Consider the following 19,571-nt stretch of genomic DNA (forward strand, 5'->3'; position numbering starts at 1 on the left):
CGATTGGTAAGCAGGGGGCGATTTCAGTAGTGGCTGAAGCTGAAATGATCAGTCGCACGATGCAGAGCTGTGCCCGCGCGTGGTGAAAAGGTCCCAGGGATCAGGACTCGAGGCAACAGGGGTGTCGCTGTACGAGACGCCGACAAGGAACAGGCCGCTGCCGGGGGCTGTTGGTCCGGCTAGCCGCCGATCCTTGCGAAGCAGGACCTGTTGCATCCAAGCTGGGGCGTATGCTCCCCGGCCAACCTCAACCAGGCTCCCTACAATGTTCCGAACCATGTTATAGAGGAACCCGTTGGCTTCGATCTCCACGGTGATAAGGTTCGGGAGTCCAGGATGGCGGCGGGTGACAGTGAGTTCGTACACGGTTCTGACGCTGGTTTTCCTTTTTGCTCCGCCTGTTTCAAACGCGGAAAAATCGTGCTCTCCCAGGAGGTAAGCCGCCGCTGCGACCATGGCCTGCACATCGAGAGGTTTTCCAAGAAACCATACATACTGGCGAAGGAAGACCGGCTTGAGCGGCGAGTCCCAGATGAGGTAGCGATAACGTTTGCGGCGGGCGTCGCGGATTGGATGAAACGAGAGGGGGACCTCTTCAACCGAGAGTACAACGATATCCGATGGCAGCAGGGCGTTGAGGGCCCGCTGGATGACCGGACAGCCCAGACGGCTTTTGGTGCGAAAGGCAGCGACCTGTCCCAGGGCGTGAACACCAACGTCAGTCCGACCGCTTGCCAGCACCCGGGTCGGAGCGCCGGTCAGTTGCTGGAGGGCCTCTTCCAGAACGCCCTGGATGGTTTTTCCCTGGGGCTGCTTTTGCCAGCCCAGATAGTGCGAGCCATCATACGCAAGGGTGAGCCTGATGCAACGTACCGCGTCGTCCGCGCCCTGCACTGTGCTGTCTTGGTGCACCACGTGATTCGTCAAACCTACATCGACCGCCGGCCTGCTATGACAACAGGATAGTGCCGCCTCTGTTGCCCAGGGCTGTCAGTTGGGCCTACCGCGAATCAGCAGCTCAACGATTTGCACGGCGTTGGTGGCCGCACCTTTGCGGAGGTTATCGCTCACACACCAGAACACCAATCCGTTTGGTGAACTGAGATCTTCCCGAATTCGCCCCACGAAGACTTCATCACGACCAGTGCAGTCCATTGGCATGGGATATTTCTTGTTGGGCAAATCGTCCACGACGACGATTCCTGGGAAGCTGGCAAAAAGTTCCCTCGCCTTTTCTACCGTGATCTTCTTTTCTGTTTCCACGAGGATGGTTTCACTGTGGGAGTTGGCAACCGGAACCCGAACACAGGTGGCGCAAATTTGGATGCTCTCATCCTCCATAATCTTGCGGGTTTCCAGCACCATTTTCATCTCTTCTGAAGTATATCCCGCATGTTTGGGGGAGCCGATCTGGGGAATGAGATTGAAAGCAAGGGGATGCGCAAACGTGGTGTACTGATAAGGACGATCTTCCAGGTAGGCTCGAGTACCCTCGATAAGATCTTTTGTCCCCCCTACCCCGGCACCGCTTGCCGCTTGATAGGTACTCACCACGACTCGCTTGACACGTCCATAATCGTGCAGCGGCTTGAGTGCCACGACCATCTGCGTGGTCGAACAGTTGGGGCTGGCAATAATCCCCTTGTGGCGGAACGCTGCGTGGGGATTGACCTCTGGTATGACCAGAGGCACCTCGGGATCCATTCGCCAGGCGGCGCTCTCGTCCACTACCACGCAACCACGCTTGACGGCTTCCGGGATGAACTCTCGCGCCACCTCGTCAGGGGTGCTGCTGACAGCCAGGTCGACGCCGTCGAAGGCCTCCGGCCGGAGTTCCTCGACCGAGTACTCGCGTCCCCGGAACGTGAGCGTCTTGCCCACCGAGCGCTTGGAGGCTAAAAACTTGATATTCTCAAATTGAAGCGCGCTCTTTTCCAATAATTCGACCATAATTCGGCCAACAGCGCCGGTGGCACCTACGACGGCCAGCGAACGAAACATGGATCCTCCTTCCTCTTTCACGGTACGGCTCGTGTGTTTCCAGTTCACCAATGTCCCTGCCACCACCTGACACCACGAGTGGGGCAATTGTTCGCTCAGTTCGTGCGGTAAAAGTCAGATTTTCACGTGGGATCCGACAAACACTGTCGGCTCGTTCCGATCGGGTGTCTTTTAGAGGGCCTCATTTTCGAAGACCGGATCCACAAAACTTTTCCATTTTACGCGAAGGTTTGATCGCTATGGAGGCGGGGAACAATTGGCACATCCCCACTTTTCCTTCGCCAATAGGAACCCGAAGGCCCACGCGGGCATGATGGGAGCGGAACTTTGCCCGGAGGAACGGGTTGCCTGGACCACAGCCCAACGCTGGGATGACCCAATTCATCGGCTGCATCCCAACTGCTGGGTGCAGTGGCTGGTCAAAATGGCTGCGGCAATTCACGAATTGCCCCAACGAAACTCTGCGCCCGCGGGATTTCGTAGCTTTTACAAAAGTGGGGATGGTTCAGGAGACACAAAGCAAAAAGGCACCAGACGTCTCTGGTGCCATGGGAAATTCGTTTAGCCGAGCAAAGTCCGGCCAAGTTCAGTGAGGCGTCACAGGCGGTCGCCACTGGTGATTCCTGCCAGGTTTTCCGACGGAAATTGGAAGGAGAAAGCGACGCCTTTTTTCGACCCGGCCGTAAGAATCACTTCCCGAGTTTCTTCGTAAACTTTTCCATCCCGTTCTACCTGGGCCGTGATGGTGTACTTGTACTGAAGCCCCTCGGCGAGACCGTAGGAGACATATTCGCGGCGGGTTCCTGTACTTTTTGTCACCATCCCGTTGATGATGACCTTGGCCTCGGCGGGGACGTACACGGTAATCAGTCCGCTGTCCGCCCGGCTAGGAGTGGGGCTTGCCAGCGGCACGGAGTAACTTGTCGGATTGATCGCCGATGGCGACATGGGTGGCTCACCGGGGGAGACTCCCGGGGCGGGACCGGGAGTGGCCGGAGCCGGTTGAGGCGCTGGTGAGACACCAGGAGTCGGCTGCGGCGCCGGTTGAGGTGTCGGCGTCGGAGTGGAAGGCATGGTCAAAACTTGCGCTTCGCACTCGCACGGGGCAACACCACAAACCGCGCACGCCCCACCTACTACCGGATACCATCGGTAAGGACCGAAGAGAAGCCGTCGGATCGGGCCTGGACGAACTCCCAGCACCCATTCCACATCACAGCACGGATCCACACAAACATCGCACGGCGGACACAGGTCGTAAGCGCTCCAACACGGTGTCCATGCGCTGACCACCGCCAGCGGGCCAGGATACCAAACTCGGTGGCCGCAGCATCCCCAACACGCCTGAGCTGTGTTGGGCACAACTGCCAATCCCAGAAGCATTGTCCCCAGCAACGCACTTGCACTGATCCGTGACATTTCCAGGGTTCCTTTCATGAAAGTAACCGCTCACCGCAGATGTAAACCTCTCGAGCCGAATCCAGCGAGGCCTGTGCGCCTTGCACTTCTCCTAAGATAGTCTGGAAGGCTTGCGAAATTCAAGCAGGTCGCGCAAAATTTGCCAATCGTCACGCCTGCACGGCTTGTGAGCTGCGCCTTTTAAAACAGCTTGTGGTGCGGTCGCACAGTTCGCGCGTCCTTCTTTGTTTCGGTGATAGTCCCATAAGGGCTTTCGGCGTTTTACGAACAGCGGTGTAACCGCTACCTCTGGCGAGTGGCGAGTGGCTGGAGTTCCAGGGCGTCGAAAGCCACTGTCCCGACTGCCCCCGTCATTCCGATAGCAAGGATGGCTTCCCGCGCTTCCGAGGGCACCGGAATGCGGTGGCTTTCTTTTCGCCAGGGGAAGCTCCCCAGGAATGGTCCGATGGCCTTTTCCCCGACCGGTGCCCTGCTTTCTCCAAAAAACGTGATCACCACACCCGCCGATTCCTGCAAACTTCGCCCAGGACGTATATTTTCACCACGGACCCAGAAGGTTAGCATCAGTTCCCGGACTTCCCGGCCATCCACGGCGAACCCCTGGAGTGCGCGGGCGGGTCGGCCCGGCTGCTGATTGCGGAAGGCAATGTAAGCCTGACCTGAGGGCGCACCCCCTCCCCTGCGAACCTCGAATTCCTTGCAGTAATACCAACCCGGCGGGGATTCGAGTTCATCCAACTCCTCTTCGAAATCTCCATTAACAAGCCGCGGATTTGCAGGATCAGGCTGGATCTGGCGTTGGGCCTCGGCCTGGCCCGTCATGGGCACGAACAGCGTTGGTTGGAGTGCTTCCTTGACGAGTTTGCCGTTCTCCTTTCGCAGAAGGTACAGAATCTGCTGGTAGCGTTCCCCCACCGGGATGACCATTTTCCCACCCTCTTTAAGCTGATCGATCAGCGGCTGAGGAATGTTTTCAGGGGAGCAGGTCACGATGATTTTGTCGAAAGGTGCGTGTTCTGGCCAGCCCAGGTAGCCGTCTCCCGCTTTCACGAAGACGTTGGAATAGCCCAGTCGTTTGAGGGTGCCGGCTGCCCGTTGTGCCAAAGGTTCGACGATCTCAATCGTGTACACTTCTTTGACCAGTCCGCTCAAGATAGCGGCCTGGTAGCCGCTTCCGGTGCCTATTTCAAGGACCCGATCCGTGGGTTGGGGATCGAGTTTCTCCGTCATGAAGGCCACGACGTAGGGCGGCGAAATTGTTTGCCCGTAACCGATGGGTAGCGCCATATCCATGTAAGCCAGCCGCCGTTGGTCCGGTGGGACAAATTCATGTCGAGGGACGCGAAGCATGGCCTCGATGACGCGGGGATTCGTGATGCCGCCGCCAATGATGTCCCGTTTGACCATCTCCTGGCGAAGACGGTCAAAAAGGACTGCTCCGCGAGGCCCCCCCTGCCCTGCCGCCGGACCGTCAACAAGGCAAATCGAAAGGCCGAGAATTGCCAGACCGGCTATCCATGGATTGAGAACTTTCCCTGTCATCGAGCACCAGCGGATATGACTTCCCATACATAACGCTTCCCAAAAACTTTGATTCACGGTCACAGCCGCTGCTCCAGCCCGAGCTTGTCTATTGAGCAGGGACCATACCGGAATCCGCAGATCACTTTTTAGTGTACACACCAGATTTGGGAGAAGCACCAATGACGGGTCGTGTCGATCCAGGTGCGGCGGGTTTCCCGTTTACTGGAGCGATCTCCTTTGGTTCCGTTCGCCTTGTTTTATTCCTGCATGGCCTAACAATGAAAGAGTAGTTCCAAATGAGGAGGGGATGCGTGGAGGCAGTGCCCAAGTTCCCCGTCGGTCACTGCTCTCTTGCACACATACACTTTTCAAACGGATAGATGAGGGGATGTCCATGGCAATAAACCAGGAACTAAAAACTCTTGTGGCCCAGAGGATTTTGCCGAATGTTCAGACTCCCGCCCAGTATCTGGGGGGCGAACTGAACGCCGTGGTTAAAGACCACCGGACAGTCCGCGGCAAGGTATGCCTGTGCCTGCCGGATATGTATTCCATTGGGATGAGTCACCACGGTCTGCAAGTTCTCTACGATGCGATGAATCGACGGAGCGATTGGGCGTGCGAGAGAGTGTTCGCTCCGGCACGGGATATGGAGCAGAAATTGCGAGAGCTGGGCGTGCCCCTTTACTCGCTGGAGACGTTCACGCCGCTTTCGCATTTTGACGTGGTAGGGTTTTCGCTCCAGTATGAACTTTCCTACACCAATGTTTTGACGGTGCTCGATCTGGGCGGGATTCCTCTCCGCGCGGAGGACCGCGATCTGGAGGATCCTCTGGTCATCGCGGGAGGCCCGTGCGCCCAGAATCCTGAACCCATGAGCAGGTTCATTGACCTCTTCGTTCTGGGAGATGGTGAAGAGAGCCTGCCGGCAGTGTGCGACGCCTGGTTGGAAGCCCGGTCCACGGCATGTTCCCGCGAAGAAGCCCTTTTGCTTTTAGCGCGGCGATTTCCCTGGGCCTATGTTCCGCGCCTGTATCGCCGGGAGATCCAACCCTCCACAGGGTTGGCCGCTGTTTTCCCGCGTGAAGACACTGTTCCGGGACTGATTGTTCCCGCGATCTTAACAGAGTTTGCGGAGTACCCCTTGCCGCGGGCCCCAATTGTCCCCTATGTGGAGGTCGTTCAGGATCGCATTTCGCTGGAAATTATGCGGGGCTGTCCCTGGCGATGCCGATTTTGCCAAAGCACCACGATCAAACGCCCTCTGCGTTATAGGCCTGTGGAAAAACTGGTCGAGGCCGCCTGGGAGGCGTACCGCAATACAGGCACGAGTGAGATTGCACTGCTGTCGCTGTCCTCCAGCGACTATCCCCTGTTCGATCAGCTCGTCCGGGAACTCAAAAGAGTGTTTGATCCTGTGCGCGTGGCTATTTCGGTTCCCAGCCTTCGGGTGAATGAACAGTTGAGAGTTGTAACTGAACTCCTGTCGCCGGAAAGGCATTCGGGCTTGACACTGGCACCGGAGGTGGCACTGGATGACATGCGTCAGCAGATCGGCAAACCGATCCGGAATGAGGACCTTATTGAGGGGTGCAAACGGGCTTTCCAGAAAGGATTTCAAAGGGTTAAGCTGTACTTTTTGTGTGGCCTTCCTGGGGAGCGCGAGGCGGATTTGGCGGGAATTGTGGACCTGGCGGAGGAGATTTCCAGATTGGCCCGGCCATATTTGGGCCGCCCCGCCACAGTGGTGGCCAACGTATCGAACTTCGTCCCCAAGCCACACACACCCTACCAGTGGCAGGCGATGCAGCGTCGTGAGTATTTCGCCGCCGCGCACCAGTTTCTGCGCCGTCGGTGTCGGATGCGGAGCTTGGAAATCAAATGCCACTCCATCGAGAGCAGCCTCGTAGAAGGAATGTTAACTCGCGGAGATTGGCGGATGGGCCAAGCCATCGAGCTGGCGTGGCACCGGGGAGCACGATTTGACGGCTGGACAGACCAATTTAACCCCCAGATTTGGTGGGAAGTCTTTCACGAGCTGGGTCTTTCACCCGAAGAATACATCCACCGGCGTTGGGACACGGATGCCCTGCTGCCGTGGGATCACATTGCCATTCGGCAGGGGCGAGCTTATCTGGAACGGGAACATCAGCGATCCGCCGCGCAACTGGTCCAATTGGTCGGCACGCAAGCATAGGCACTGGCGAGCTCCGAAAACGCTCTGTCAAGGCCTTTCTTCGAAACGGGTCAACGGGTACTGAGCCGCTCGACCTTGACCGTTCCGGTGTAGTTTTGCAAGGGGCGCGGTAAGATGGAATTTACGGATTAGCCCTCGCTATGGGTCGGGCCAACTGTTGATCAATGCCCCCCTTCTGGGAGTAAGGGCTCGAAATACCAATCGGTGGACTCTCCGCGGAAATGCTGGAACGAGACTTCCGACGATTCGCGTGAGCAGATTACAGGAATACCCGTGCAGAACGAGTTTGAGACCAAATCGGTGCGAGCAAAGTTGCGGCTGCTGGCCATCGATATTGATGGGACCCTCGTCAACAGCACCGACGATGTAAGCGAACGGACCCGGCAGGCCATTCAAGCGGCCATGAGCGCGGGGATGGTGGTGGTGCTGGCTTCGGGCCGGCGTTACAGCCGGGTTGTACCCGTTGCCCGGGAGTTGGGGTTGTCCACGCCGGTTATCAGCTCCAGTGGAGCGCTGATCAAGGAGACCGAGAGCCACAGGACGCTGTGGCGGGCCGATTTTCCCCCTCAGCTTTTGCGCAGGGTGGTCCAGGCTGTCCGCAGGGCGGGGTTTCCCCTGGCACTTTTGGGTGACACGTTCACCGACGGCTTCGACTACTACGTGGAGTCCCGCGGGCCCAGAAATGGGTATTTGGACCGCTACCTGGAGCTTAATCCTGGGTGTCATCGCGTGTGGAATGACTTCCAAAAGGATCCCCCGCCCGATGTCTTTGCTGCCTTTGCTCTGGGAACGCGAGAGGAGATGGAGGGCTTGGCGGCGGAGTTGCACCGCACGCTGCCAGGCCTGCTGACCACCAACGTCCTCAAAAGCCCCCGCTACGAAGGGTTTTTCTGCGAAATGATGCCCAGCGGAACAACCAAGTGGTCGGCAGTTTGTCGGGTGGCCGATCAGTGGGGAATAACACCTGGCGAAATTTGTGCAGTGGGCGATGATGTCAACGATTTGGCGATGATTTCTGGGGCGGGCCTGGGTATTGCGATGGGAAACGCGTGTGAAGAGGTCAAGGCTGCCGCCCACTGGGTAGCCCCATCCCACGAGGAAGACGGTCTGGCCCATGCCATCACCCTGATTCTGGAGGGACGCGTGCCGCAAACCGCCTGAGTATCCTTAGAAGCCATACCCATGCACGTGGCCCCGTTTGGGAAATCTGGACAAAATCGCGATGACTGAAGATCACGTGCCGAGTCGAACACCCGAACCGACTCCGTCGGCGGAGATTACCATTTCCGATTTTCAGCGTCTTATTCGTAACATGTATCATGAGAAGGACGTTGCGCGGGGGATCGAAGGAACCTTCATGTGGCTCGTCGCGGAGATAGGTGAGCTCGCGGAGGCCCTCCGCAACGGGACACGGGAGCAACGGGCGGAGGAATTCGCCGACGTCATCGCCTGGTTGACGACCATCGCCAACGTGGCGGAGGTGGACCTCACGGAGGCCCTTCGGCATAAATATGGGCAGGGATGTCCTGGATGTGGGAAGTTTGTATGCGTATGCCCCGATTCAGGAAAACCATAACACGGCCATTCCCGAACTCAGATTCGGCCAAAATCTTTCAGCGTGATTGAAAGAGACTGAAAAACATCCGTGGGCTTTTCCCGTTCGTTCCGGATCATTTTGACGATGGCACAGCGATTTAGCAGTGGGCGCTACCGCACTATTTATGAAACATCTCCTCGGCTGAAGTGTATGCCAGGATTCCTCTTGGCACTCTTGCTATTTGGCGTCCCAGCCCTTGCGGACGAGGCTCCTGAGAACATCCCGACAAATCGTGCGGCGGGGCAGCAGCTCGAGGAGGCCTCGGTGGAGATTGTGGCGTGTCGAGTGGGCGTCGGCGGGGTGTACAAACTCGGGCTATGGACGCCGGTAAAGATCACGCTCCGCAGCCCGCGAGAGATAACCGGCCGACTGGCCGTCGTCGTGCCCGACGGATTTGGAAATCTGTGCTCCTACGAACTGACGAAGGTCTCATTACGAGGGAGAGGCGAGGAAGAGGTGGAGGTGCTCGTCCAGATCGGGCAGACTCTCACCTCCCTGGAAGTCCGATGGAAAGGGGAGGATGGCTCAAACGCCGCTGTGACCTTTCGCGGCAAGGCGATGGGGAATGGAGAGGTCCCGCTCGTTGTGCCTGCCCATGTGCCGCTTTTTCTGTGGATTGGGCCGGGCGACTTGGGGCGGTTTTTCCGGGATTGGACACGGCGGGGCAATTACTGGTGCCAAGTGACCGAGGTCGGACGGCTCCCGCGGAACTGGCTTGCGTATCAGAGCTTTCGTGCGGTCGTCCTGTGCACCGGAGATGATGCACGTTTCATCCAGGAACTGGCCGACTCTCCTCAGATTGTGTCGGCACTGCGCCATTGGGTGGAAGCGGGCGGAAAAATTGTTTTTTCTGGCGGAACGATGGTCCGTCCGCTGCTGGAGAAGGAAGGACTGCTATCCTGGGTTGCGCCGGGACCTGTCGTTGGCGCAATCACCTTGCGCAGGACCACGGGATTGGAAAGCCTGGTGAAAGCCACTCGACCGGTGATCCTCCGCCGTAGTGACGCGCCGCTGGTGGCTCAGCAATTCGAGCTTGAGGACGGCCTGATCACCGTACGGGAAGGAAACGTGCCGCTTGTCATTCGACATGGCCTGGGCCTGGGCACTGTTGTCGCAGTAACGATCGACGTGAGCCATCGGGCCCTTGTGGACTGGCCTCAATGGGATCGCTTCATCGCTTGGCTGGTGGGTAACGAAGAGGCCTCGCGGGAAGAGGAGGCCAGCGTGGCCCAATCACGAACCCTGATGCACTATGGTTACACAGATTTGGCGGGGCAACTGCGGGCCGCTTTGGAAGTGTTTCCTGGCGTTCCCTTCGTGCCTTTTGCCTGGGTCGCCGGTTTGACGGTCCTCTACTTGGCGATCATTGGCCCTTTAGATTACTGGCTTTGCGGGCTCCTTGGCAAACATCGGCGGTGGACGTGGGTGACTTTTCCCACGCTGATTCTTTTGGCGGGATTGGTGGGGATGGCTTTGGCTTCCCACAAAGGAAATGTTCCACATGTCCGCCAACTTGTGTGCGTGGACATTGACCTGAAGGACGGTCAGCTTCGCGGAAATTGCTGGGCCAATATGTACTCACCGCGGCCGGCGGCATACCGAGCACAATTGCGGACTGATATTCCCGCGAATATCAGCATGCACGATGTGAAGTTCGGTTGGTTGGGCATTCCCGGTCATGGCCTGGGTGGGATGGAAAGTCCTGCCAACGTCATGCTGTTGCCGGGTGCGTACGTCAATGAAGATGGCCATGTTTTTCAGGGGCTGCCCGTAGGACAATGGGTGACGCGGGGACTGTGGGCCATCTGGACGGGAAAGCTCCGTGACCTGCCGCTCGACTGGCAGTTGAGAGACCGTGATGGTACGCTCCGCGGGCGGATCATCAATCGCTCAGCTATCACACTGGAGGATTGCGTTATCGTGTACGGTAACTGGGCATATCCCGTCGGTACGCTGGAACCAGGCCAGGTCTGGGAAGCGGGAATCGGCGAGGACCGCCGGGAATTACGCTCGTGGCTCAACGGGCAACATGTTCTCTTCGAGGGGAAAGGCCCCCATCTGCAGACACACCAGCAAGTGCAGCCTTACGATCAAGCATCCCGTGATGTCGGCTACATCATGCGAATGATGGGGCTTTATCAGGCGGCCGGGGGGAAAGCCTACACGCAGCTCTCTCACGAGTACTGGCCCAGCCTGGATCTGACGGATGCCGTTCTGAATGGACGGGCCGTGTTGGTCGGGCGGATGCGTCCACCAGGAGAGGCAGAAGCCCCATGGCCCGAGTTTGGAGTTACACTGGACAATGGTGAAAATCCCGTTTCCATGAGGTGGAGCAACGACGTATTCTGGCGATTTATCTTGCCCGTGCTTCGTTCCCCGGGCGAAACTTCGGCGATGCAAACGGCCAGTCCCGAAAAAAATAACAGTTAGAAAAAACAGGACGTCCTTCAGTTTTAGAACACGCGTAGTGTGATGACAATGGTCCGAGAAACATCTTCCCCCGTGACGACCACTTCCCCAACGTCGATGAGTGTCGAAAAGTCGTCGGACACCAACGATCGCCCCGTCGCTGTTAAAACGGTTGGTCTTACGAAGATTTACGGCCAGATTCGGGCTGTGGATCATCTGACGCTCGAATTAAGGCAGGGGGATTTGTTCGGGTTTATCGGGCCGAACGGTTCGGGCAAGACAACCACAATGAGAATTCTGGCGACGCTCCTTCAGCCGAGTTGGGGCGAGGCCTACGTTTGCGATCATTCCATTTATACGCACCCAAAAGAGATTCGCCGGTTGATTGGCTACATGCCAGATTTCTTCGGCGTGTACGATGACATGAAGGTCATCGAATACTTGGAATTCTTCGCCGCCGCTTACCGTATCAATGGGCCGAAGCGTCGCCGTGTGTGTGAGGAAATGCTCGAGCTCGTCGAGCTGGGCTACAAGCGGGATGCATTGGTGACAAGTCTCTCTCGTGGCATGACGCAGCGTCTGGGACTTGCCCGCGTGCTGCTCCACGATCCCCAGGTCCTCATCCTCGATGAGCCGGCGAGTGGTTTGGATCCCCGCGCCCGCATCGAAATCCGGCAGCTCCTCAAACGACTCCGGCAAATGGGCAAGACGATCATGGTTTCCAGCCACATCCTGCCCGAGTTGGCTGACATCTGCAACAAAGTGGGGATCATCGAGCAGGGCGTTCTCAAGGTCTGCGGAGAGCTTGAGGAAGTGATGCGGCGAATTCGGGAGAAGATCACTCTGTGCATCGAATTGTGGGATCAGCCGGACGGAGCCGCCCGTCTTCTCGACTCACACGAACTGGTGGAAAGCGTGGACGTTCGTCAAAACCGGTTGTATGTGACTCTCAAAAAAGGTGTGGAAGACTATCGGGAACTGCCCCGTCTTTTGCTCGAAGGGGGCTACGCGATCAAACTGTTCAAGGAAGAGGAAATCAATCTGGAGACCGCGTTTATGATGCTCACCAAGGGCATGACCTCCTGAACGGTCACAGAAATACACGTATTCCGAAGGAGGGGTTCGTAGAAAGCCACGTGAGTGGCGCTTCGCTTATGTAGCACGAGTGGCGCGCAATTAACCAGCGGGGAGCGAGTTTGAAAGTGCGGCGATGTACTCGCGGGCTCGTTCTGTGAGCATGGTGATGTCCGTTCCCACCGCGATCAGCCGCATGCCCTGCCGTGCCCAAAATTGGGCTTCTTCGGGACTTCTCGCGTGAATGCCTGTGACCCGACCGAAACGTTGTCCCGCGATAATGACCTGCTGGACGTGCTCTGCAAAGGCCCGAGTGATCTCGCTCCCAGGCGATTCCGCCCGCAGACGCGTCTCCAGATCGAGGGGACCCACCAGCAGCGCATCACATCCGATGACGGAAGCAATGGCTGGGGAATTCTGGACGCCGCGGGGACTTTCGATTTGAAGAACCAGCATGATTTCCTGATTTGCTTGGGCTAAATATTCTTCCAAAGTGGCTGCCCAGTGGAGGAAATGGAGAGTTCCTCCAGCGCTGCGGTCGCCATCGGGCGGGAACCGCGTTCCCCGAACGATCCGCTGTGCTTCTTCCGGTGTTTCCACCATCGGCACGATGATCCCAAATGCTCCTGTGTCGAGGGCACGCTTGAGATAAAATGGAGTGCCCTCCGGAATCCGGATAAACGGGACGACGTTGTTGTCGGCAATGGCTCCCACCAGACGAGCGACATCCGACCAATCCACGGCGGCATGTTCCATGTCGATTGTCAACCAGTCAAAACCAAGCGGCAAAAGAGCACGCGTTACATGGTAGTTTGCCGACGTGATCCACGTTCCCCACGCGACCTGGCCTTGGAGAATCTTGCGCTTGACAGCGTTGGTTCGCATCGAGATCGCTCCCCGGGGTGATTTTGAGAAATTCGCCTTTATGTCTGTAACCTTCGTCTCGAACAAGAGGCGAAAAACATTTGCTTGTCAAAGACACTAAAATTAAACGATACACCGCCAGATCGGGCTCATTCTAGTGGAGAGTCATTGCTCGCACGAGGGTGACGCCTGAAATGGCATCAATTGACAGGACAATGTTTGGGCCTTCGGCACCCGATCATTCCGGCCAAGCCGACGGAGAAAACCAGACTGACTGATTCAATTTGGAAAAACCAGTTCAATCACGGAGTTGACTGTGGCGAATAGAAGTTTCGAGTGGCACGATGAGGAGTGGTGGCGAGCAGTCGAATTCAGCTCCCTGAAAGAGGGAGCAGGATTCCTTTTTTCGGCAGACGGCCATGACATTGCCCTTTTTCGTGTGGGAGAGGAAGTCTTCGCAGTGAACGATTATTGCCCGCACATGGGCGACTCACTCTCTGCCGGACAGATTTATCAGGGGGCGGTCATCTGCCCTCGGCATATGTGGGCGTTTCGCCTGACCGACGGACAGTGTCTGGATGTGGCTTCTCTTCGCGTGCGAACTTACCAGGTGGCCATCCGCGACGGGTGGGTTTTTGTCAAGAAACCCACTGACCATAATGACAAGCAGTCAGCCGCTCAACAGTAAGCATGGTCCTTCCCGGCAGTGCTGGCAGATCCGTGCGGGGTTGCATGGCGACGGTGTACCCCAGGTCTGAACTTCCCAGAAGTGGTGGGCGCGGAAAAGTACTCTTTCTTTCGGTCAACACTTGACGCGCACCGCCGTCGTCAACTTGTTAATTCGCGCGACCGCGCACAACCTGTTACCGGGAATGTGCTATTGGAGCGTCAAAGATTCGCCAGGTTCCAGCACAACAGCCTTGACGGCGGTCTCCTTATACACGCGTTCCGCCCAGGCGTGCACGTCCTGCGCGATGAGGGGCCAGGTATTGGCGTGAACTGGGACCACCATTTTGGGGTGCAGGAATTTAACGGCCTGGAGTGCATCTTCGGGCCCCATCGTGAAATTGTCGCCGATGGGGAGTGCCGCGAGAGTTAACCCTTCCTGCCCGATCAGTTGCATATCCAGGAAAAGGCCCGTATCGCAGGCGAAATAGACCTTTCCCTCTGGCAAGGTGAGAAGAAACCCCGCCGCCACACCTCCGTAGCTGCCATCCGGAAGCATCGAGGTATGCACCGCGGGAGTCATTTTCACACGGCCAAAGGGGAAGGTGTAACTGCCTCCGATGTTCATACCGTGGGTCTTTTCCACTCCCCGCTTGGCCAGCCATTCGCAGATTTCGTAAGTGGAAATGACGGTTGCCTGATTCGCCTTGGCGATCTTCTCGGCATCGGCAATGTGGTCAAAGTGTCCGTGCGACACGAGAACATACTCGGCCTGTACCTGATGCGATTTCACGGGAGCTACCGGTGAATCATCCAGGAAGGGATCGAGCACAATCCGCGTCCCATTCGTTTGGATCAGCCAACTGCCGTGACCTAGCCATTGCAATTCTGTGGCCATTCGATCAGCACCTCCTCGATGTTGGTCAGCGGACTTGTCGTTCGATCACCAAAGCGTCTCGCCCGTTATTTTAGACCTACGTGCGATGTTCTATTATACAGGCGTCGGAAACTCCTGCAGAATCTCCCACGGGCGACTTCCCTGCCACTCTTCCACGCCAGGGGATCGCGTGTTGATTTGAGCGCAAAACACCCTCAAGCGAGAGGGCGGACCAGCTTGAGTGCAAAGGGTGAGGGTTTTTGCAGGCCTTGGTGATTGCTCTCCTCGGCTCGCGGTGGGAAAGTAGTCCCCCTCCCCTGCCCTGCCCCGTCGGGAAAAACCCCGTCAGGTTTTCCGCAAGTACTGCCGCATATGCCGTTTATACGCCTCCACGCCCGGCTGGCCATAGGGATTGATTCCAATCAGATAGCCTTCCGTAACAGTCGCCAGCATGAGGAATTGAAATACGGCCCCTAGCGTGCGTTCGTCGATTTGGGGAATCACTATCTCCGCTGTTCTTCGCAAAGCCTCCGCGTATGCCTGATTGGTACCTTGCCGAGCGGCGTTGAGAAGTTCGTGGACCGTTCGGCCGGCGTACTCGTTCAACCCATCCTCGTCGGTATCCCAGCGGGGAATGCGAAGAGTGGGAAGCCGCTCTTGGGTAGGCCAGACGTTTGTGAACAATTTGTCCCGGCGTCCCTCCTGATGCTGTTGGCCCCGCGAGTGTAAATCACGGGTGTTGACAACCGTCAGTGGTGTGGCTCCCTGCCCGTTTTTTCCCAGGCTTTCCGAGAGGAGCTGATCATACCACAGGCCGAGGGCCTCCAGACGCTTGCCCCAGGTGGCAAGTACGCGGATGGAAGCGCCCCGCTGCATTTCCATGAGATGGCAGATCGCCACGTATTTCAGGATAAGGTTCTCAGCCGGATCATTCTTCCGAAACGCCTCATTGGCTGCCACGGCTCCTTCCAGAAGCCTCTTTACATCAAGACCAACGACGGCACTGGGGATCAGTCCAACCGCACTGAGGACGGAGAACCGGCCCCCAACATCGTTGGGGAATGCGAACATGTTAGCTTCTGGAACACCCAGGGACTGACATAATCGCCACAGATTGCTTCCTTCCTGACTCACCACCAAAATATGCTCCCCAAGGGACAGCTCCTTCTTTTGGCAGTGGCGCCGGAGGGCCTCCACGAATATCCGAAAGGCGACGGCCGTCTCGATCGTGGACCCGCTTTTGCTGATGACGACGATGCCCCATTTTTCATCCGGGCGATTCTCTAGCAGCTCGATAAGCCCAGCCATCGTGTCGTTGTCCAGGTTGTTTCCCTCAAAGTAGAGCCGGGGATGCCCTCCCCGTTGTTCCCGCGGGAGTTCATTGTGGTGGGGATGGCAGCACCCTTCAAACAGTGCCCGCGCACCCATGTAAGAGCCCCCAATACCCAGCACTACGACGGAATCATTTTTCTGTCCGAAATTGCGCGCGACTTCCACCATTCGCTCAACTTCGGAGCGCGATGTCGTCAGGAGCTCCTCTGGAAGGTCCAAGAACCGTGAATCCACAGGCTCCGGGAAAATCGGGGACGGCCGACGATTTTTCTTGTTTTCAACATCCGCAAGCACCTGATCGCGGCATGAGAGCAACCTCGGCCATAACCAAGCAATGTCCTCGGGCAAAACGCCGGTTTCCTTCTCAATAGCAGTTGCCTGGTGCGAGACTTCGACCAGCGATGTGGTGTATTCGATGGGCAATTTCATACGAGGATCCTTTCCATCACTTCGTCGTGATCGACGTCCAGTATGCCGCAGCGGCTAAGATGCCCTTCAAATCGGCACAGGGCGAGTGGTTTCAAGTCCATCTCTGCGGAATATGATGCCGATTATCTCTCACCCCACACAAGGATTTGCTAAACCTCTCATTTTGTCGCACTTTCGCCGGTGAACGTAGGGGGCGTGACAAGAAGTCAAGGAAATGGTTAGATTTTTGATCATTCTGCCCCTTGATCATGTCACGGTCCCCCCAGCGATCCAGAGATGGCCCGCTATTGGGTTGGCATCAGACGCCACTGCGGCACGGACTCATCCACCTCAATCGCGCGAGCGCCGGCGTAACGATCGTAGGTCATAATCATCTCTCCGATTGTGTCGAAATACCCGACAATAAACGCAGCACTGAAGGTCTGGCCTGCCTTGATCGGATAGCCACCAATTTCTTCAATCATGCACACGTATCCTCGCTGGTGGCACCAGGCGTCGTACACCACGGCGGGATCGAGCGTCATTCCCGCCAACCACGGCCCTTGGGCACCCGTCTCGGGGTCGCGCAGTCGGTAGGCGCGGATGAAGCGATCAGGTAGCGGTTGCTCTCCACGGAAGTATCGGAAACGAGCATCCGGTGGAAAGTCCTCAAAGAATTCTTTCGCAGGAATAAAACCGAAGTAACTCAAGTAAATAAGGTCGAATGTATCACCGTTCTTGTGTCGGATGTGGCCGGGCATATCAATGCGGAGGAATAACGCGGGACTATTGTTGACAGTTTCCACACTATCCATAGTAAACACGTACCTGGTATCACAGGGTATAACAATCCACTGACGCCATAGAGAACCCGCGTTTTTCCCTGGTGCCGCCAAATAGTATTGGAATTCCTGCTGGATCGCGACAAAGTCCTTCCCGCGAACAACCCGAGGATGCAGCTCTCCGGCTTTCGTGCAAATTTGCGGACCTTCGATAGATCGCTTGGGAATTTGACCATGATAGAGATTATTAAACTGATAGACCAAGTCGGGCGGCAGCGTGTTTCGGTATGACTCATCCGAGCCGGGCTCCATGAGCCAGTCCACGATATCCAAACCGAAGCCGGCGTCCCTGAATCCCGTCTTTCGATCCACAAACGACTGTGCGGCGATCCCACTCACGTACCCTCTTTTTTGAATGGCCAACTCCAAATGGGGCGTCACCACAGTGATTCGGTCGTCGGTTTCCGTCACGCTGTACCGGGGTTGCTGCTCGCCCAGAACAAAGCGGTTGACGTTCGCCACTAAAACCACGAACATGAGGACACTGAATCGTTGATACGCCGCCACGAAGAAAGGTCTGGATTTGCAGGGGCGTTTTGAGGTGGACACCGCAGGAACAGCGGATTGTGATTGGCGGCGCGCTAGAAAAATCTTATTCCTCGCCATGGCGGTTCCCCACTACTTGGGTTTTCAGGGATATTGGCACACTGGTTTTGTGACCTATTATAACAACTTGTCGCCCCGGGGAAGTTTCGCGCAATTGACTTGGCGAATCGCCTAAATCGCTGCATCGTATCTTGTCGCCTTTTGGCAGCCGATTGCGACTGGGTCCCGGACCAGGATCACGGAGCTGTGCTGATGATCACGGTGCTGAGTATGGTGCTTCAGGAAGATGAGGACAGGTTACCGGCCTCGCCGCAGGATTGGAACGTGCGGTCTCGATTGCACACGCCCTCTCGCCCGGCCATCACTGGCGAATTTAGAGATGAACAACTGGTGTATTTAGACGTCAATCCGGCGGATCGCGGAAACGATGTGGTTTTCTGCGTGCCGCGAGGATCGGTGTCGGGGGCATATTAGCCCGTGGGTTTGCCAACGTTGAACGTCGCTACGTGTGAATATGACCGGCAGGCCTTCCCACCAGTCTGCCAAAATGGAGGCGAATACCCTCGATGGTCACCCGGGTACGTTGAGCCCAGGCGTCTTAAAGCACTGCCACGGCAACGAACCATTCAGGATACTGCGCGGCAAGATTGCGCTATTCGGTGTGATCGGCTCCCGTGTCATAGAGTTCCCAGGGTTCGCCCGCAGGGCACAAAGACGTTTCGTCCCTATGTGGTTGGGATTGCATCCTGTGAATGGGAATTCATACAGTGGAAGGGGTGTGGTGGAGATTGCGAAGGAGACTGACAGCTCTTGTTAATAAACGAAGGACTCAAGTATTTCGAATTGGCGCCGCATTTGGAAATGGCAGGATGCGAAATACTGTCGATTGTTGTTAAATTCGGACATCAGTGTGTGAATAAAGATGCCAAATCATATGTGGTTGCGGATTGAGAGTTTTCAAAACCGTCGTGTGAAAGAGGCCATCGCCCTTCGCAAATCGGACGAGCGACGCAACACGGGCCGTATCATCATCGATGGCGTACGCGAAATCGAGCGGGCCTGTGAGGCGGGGGTGCTCATCGAGGAGGTGTTTTACTCCCCGACTCTCGCCCCCGAAAAAGCGCGGCAACTCGTCGAGATGCTTGCCGGACGGAACGTCACGATCCTGGAGGTGCCAAAACGCCTCTTCGAAAAAATTGCGTATGGTGAGCGAGAGGAAGGAATCGTCGCTATTGCGAGGTCTCCCACGTTTTCCCTGAAGGAGCTCACGCTCAAGAGTGGTCCAGAAGCGCCCCTTGTCCTCGTAGTGGAAGGGATCGAAAAGCCGGGGAACCTTGGGGCGATGATTCGCACGGCCGACGGCGCGGGGGTTGCCGCAGTTGTGGCGGCAGATATACGGTGTGATATGTACAATCCCGCCGCCATTCGCGCGAGCTTGGGGACCATCTTTTGCTTGCCGGTTGTGGCGGCCAGCAGTGCCGAAGTTCTGGAGTTTTTACAACAACATGCATTGAAATGCGTGGCCGCTCGGGTAGATGGAGCCGTTGCCTACTTTGAGGAAGACCTCACCGGCCCCACAGCAGTTGTTCTGGGCAGCGAGGCGGAAGGCCTAAGCCCGATATGGCGCCAGGGTTGGGTAAAATCTGTCCGCATTCCGATGCTCGGGCGAGCAGACAGCCTTAATGTCTCCGTAGCGGCAGCCGTCCTCCTTTATGAAGCCCGTCGTCAGAGAATGGTTTCAGGGGTATCAGCTCAGGTGTAAAGTCACCAGATTGTTGAGAGAGGGCCGTGTCCGTTTGCTTGGCCAGAATTTCA

Annotated in this window: 16 protein-coding genes; 8 read left to right on the forward strand and 8 right to left on the reverse strand. The window is 56.9% G+C overall.

Annotated features, from left to right (window positions below; all coding sequences use genetic code 11):
- Nucleotides 1-48: 48 nt before the first annotated feature.
- The 4 genes from truA to THTE_RS07060 form a co-directional block, all read right to left on the reverse strand.
- Nucleotides 49-915: a tRNA pseudouridine(38-40) synthase TruA gene (gene truA / locus THTE_RS07040; RefSeq protein WP_207651801.1), complete on the reverse strand. Its 867-nt coding sequence runs from the start codon at nt 913-915 to the stop codon at nt 49-51.
- A gap of 75 nt (nt 916-990) precedes the next feature.
- The gene (locus THTE_RS07045; RefSeq protein ID WP_095414762.1) at nt 991-2,001 is read right to left on the reverse strand and encodes an aspartate-semialdehyde dehydrogenase; all 1,011 of its coding nucleotides are present in this window, start codon (nt 1,999-2,001) and stop codon (nt 991-993) included.
- A gap of 597 nt (nt 2,002-2,598) precedes the next feature.
- On the reverse strand, nt 2,599-3,420 hold the full coding sequence (locus tag THTE_RS18565; protein ID WP_157731873.1) for a TIGR03000 domain-containing protein: 822 nt from the start codon (nt 3,418-3,420) through the stop codon (nt 2,599-2,601).
- 282 nt (nt 3,421-3,702) lie between these two features.
- Nucleotides 3,703-4,989, reverse strand: coding sequence for a protein-L-isoaspartate(D-aspartate) O-methyltransferase (locus THTE_RS07060; protein ID WP_207651802.1), 1,287 nt, complete (start codon nt 4,987-4,989; stop codon nt 3,703-3,705).
- Nucleotides 4,990-5,338: 349 nt separating this feature from the next.
- On the opposite strand from THTE_RS07060, the gene THTE_RS07065 reads away from it, so the two are divergent.
- The 5 genes from THTE_RS07065 (at nt 5,339) to THTE_RS07085 (ending at nt 12,233) form a co-directional block, all read left to right on the forward strand.
- Complete coding sequence (locus THTE_RS07065) at nt 5,339-7,141, forward strand: TIGR03960 family B12-binding radical SAM protein (protein WP_095416810.1); 1,803 nt, start codon at nt 5,339-5,341, stop codon at nt 7,139-7,141.
- Between the two features lie 273 nt (nt 7,142-7,414).
- Nucleotides 7,415-8,302 (forward strand): HAD family hydrolase, encoded by an 888-nt coding sequence (locus tag THTE_RS07070; protein WP_157731875.1) that lies wholly within the window; start codon nt 7,415-7,417, stop codon nt 8,300-8,302.
- A 61-nt stretch (nt 8,303-8,363) separates the two neighbouring features.
- Nucleotides 8,364-8,717 carry a MazG nucleotide pyrophosphohydrolase domain-containing protein gene (locus THTE_RS07075; RefSeq protein WP_095416811.1) on the forward strand — a complete coding sequence of 118 codons (354 nt, stop codon included), beginning with the start codon at nt 8,364-8,366 and terminating at the stop codon, nt 8,715-8,717.
- 105 nt (nt 8,718-8,822) lie between these two features.
- Nucleotides 8,823-11,168 carry a hypothetical protein gene (locus THTE_RS07080; RefSeq protein ID WP_157731877.1) on the forward strand — a complete coding sequence of 782 codons (2,346 nt, stop codon included), beginning with the start codon at nt 8,823-8,825 and terminating at the stop codon, nt 11,166-11,168.
- Nucleotides 11,169-11,216: 48 nt separating this feature from the next.
- Nucleotides 11,217-12,233, forward strand: a complete 1,017-nt coding sequence (locus tag THTE_RS07085) for an ABC transporter ATP-binding protein (RefSeq protein ID WP_237260224.1) — start codon at nt 11,217-11,219, stop codon at nt 12,231-12,233.
- 90 nt (nt 12,234-12,323) lie between these two features.
- Here THTE_RS07085 and THTE_RS07090 read toward each other — a convergent pair whose 3' ends face one another.
- Entirely contained in the window at nt 12,324-13,106 is a 783-nt protein-coding gene (locus tag THTE_RS07090; RefSeq protein ID WP_095414768.1) for an HpcH/HpaI aldolase family protein, read from the reverse strand.
- A gap of 295 nt (nt 13,107-13,401) precedes the next feature.
- Here THTE_RS07090 and THTE_RS07095 point away from each other — a divergent pair, with 295 nt between their 5' ends.
- Nucleotides 13,402-13,773 (forward strand): Rieske (2Fe-2S) protein, encoded by a 372-nt coding sequence (locus THTE_RS07095; protein ID WP_157731879.1) that lies wholly within the window; start codon nt 13,402-13,404, stop codon nt 13,771-13,773.
- Between the two features lie 189 nt (nt 13,774-13,962).
- Here THTE_RS07095 and THTE_RS07100 read toward each other — a convergent pair whose 3' ends face one another.
- The 3 genes from THTE_RS07100 to THTE_RS07110 all read right to left on the reverse strand — a co-directional run bounded on the left by THTE_RS07100 (nt 13,963) and on the right by THTE_RS07110 (nt 17,687).
- Nucleotides 13,963-14,649 carry a metal-dependent hydrolase gene (locus THTE_RS07100; protein WP_095414770.1) on the reverse strand — a complete coding sequence of 229 codons (687 nt, stop codon included), beginning with the start codon at nt 14,647-14,649 and terminating at the stop codon, nt 13,963-13,965.
- 324 nt (nt 14,650-14,973) lie between these two features.
- Nucleotides 14,974-16,389 carry a glucose-6-phosphate isomerase gene (locus THTE_RS07105; protein WP_095414771.1) on the reverse strand — a complete coding sequence of 472 codons (1,416 nt, stop codon included), beginning with the start codon at nt 16,387-16,389 and terminating at the stop codon, nt 14,974-14,976.
- 284 nt (nt 16,390-16,673) lie between these two features.
- Entirely contained in the window at nt 16,674-17,687 is a 1,014-nt protein-coding gene (locus THTE_RS07110; RefSeq protein WP_095414772.1) for a hypothetical protein, read from the reverse strand.
- 321 nt (nt 17,688-18,008) lie between these two features.
- On the opposite strand from THTE_RS07110, the gene THTE_RS07115 reads away from it, so the two are divergent.
- Together THTE_RS07115 and THTE_RS07120 are read left to right on the forward strand one after the other, a co-directional pair.
- The gene (locus THTE_RS07115; protein ID WP_095414773.1) at nt 18,009-18,230 is read left to right on the forward strand and encodes a hypothetical protein; all 222 of its coding nucleotides are present in this window, start codon (nt 18,009-18,011) and stop codon (nt 18,228-18,230) included.
- Between the two features lie 448 nt (nt 18,231-18,678).
- Nucleotides 18,679-19,518, forward strand: coding sequence for a TrmH family RNA methyltransferase (locus tag THTE_RS07120; RefSeq protein WP_095414774.1), 840 nt, complete (start codon nt 18,679-18,681; stop codon nt 19,516-19,518).
- Nucleotides 19,519-19,571 lie beyond the last annotated feature (53 nt).

Source organism: Thermogutta terrifontis, assembly GCF_002277955.1.
GTDB classification, from domain to species: domain Bacteria; phylum Planctomycetota; class Planctomycetia; order Pirellulales; family Thermoguttaceae; genus Thermogutta; species Thermogutta terrifontis.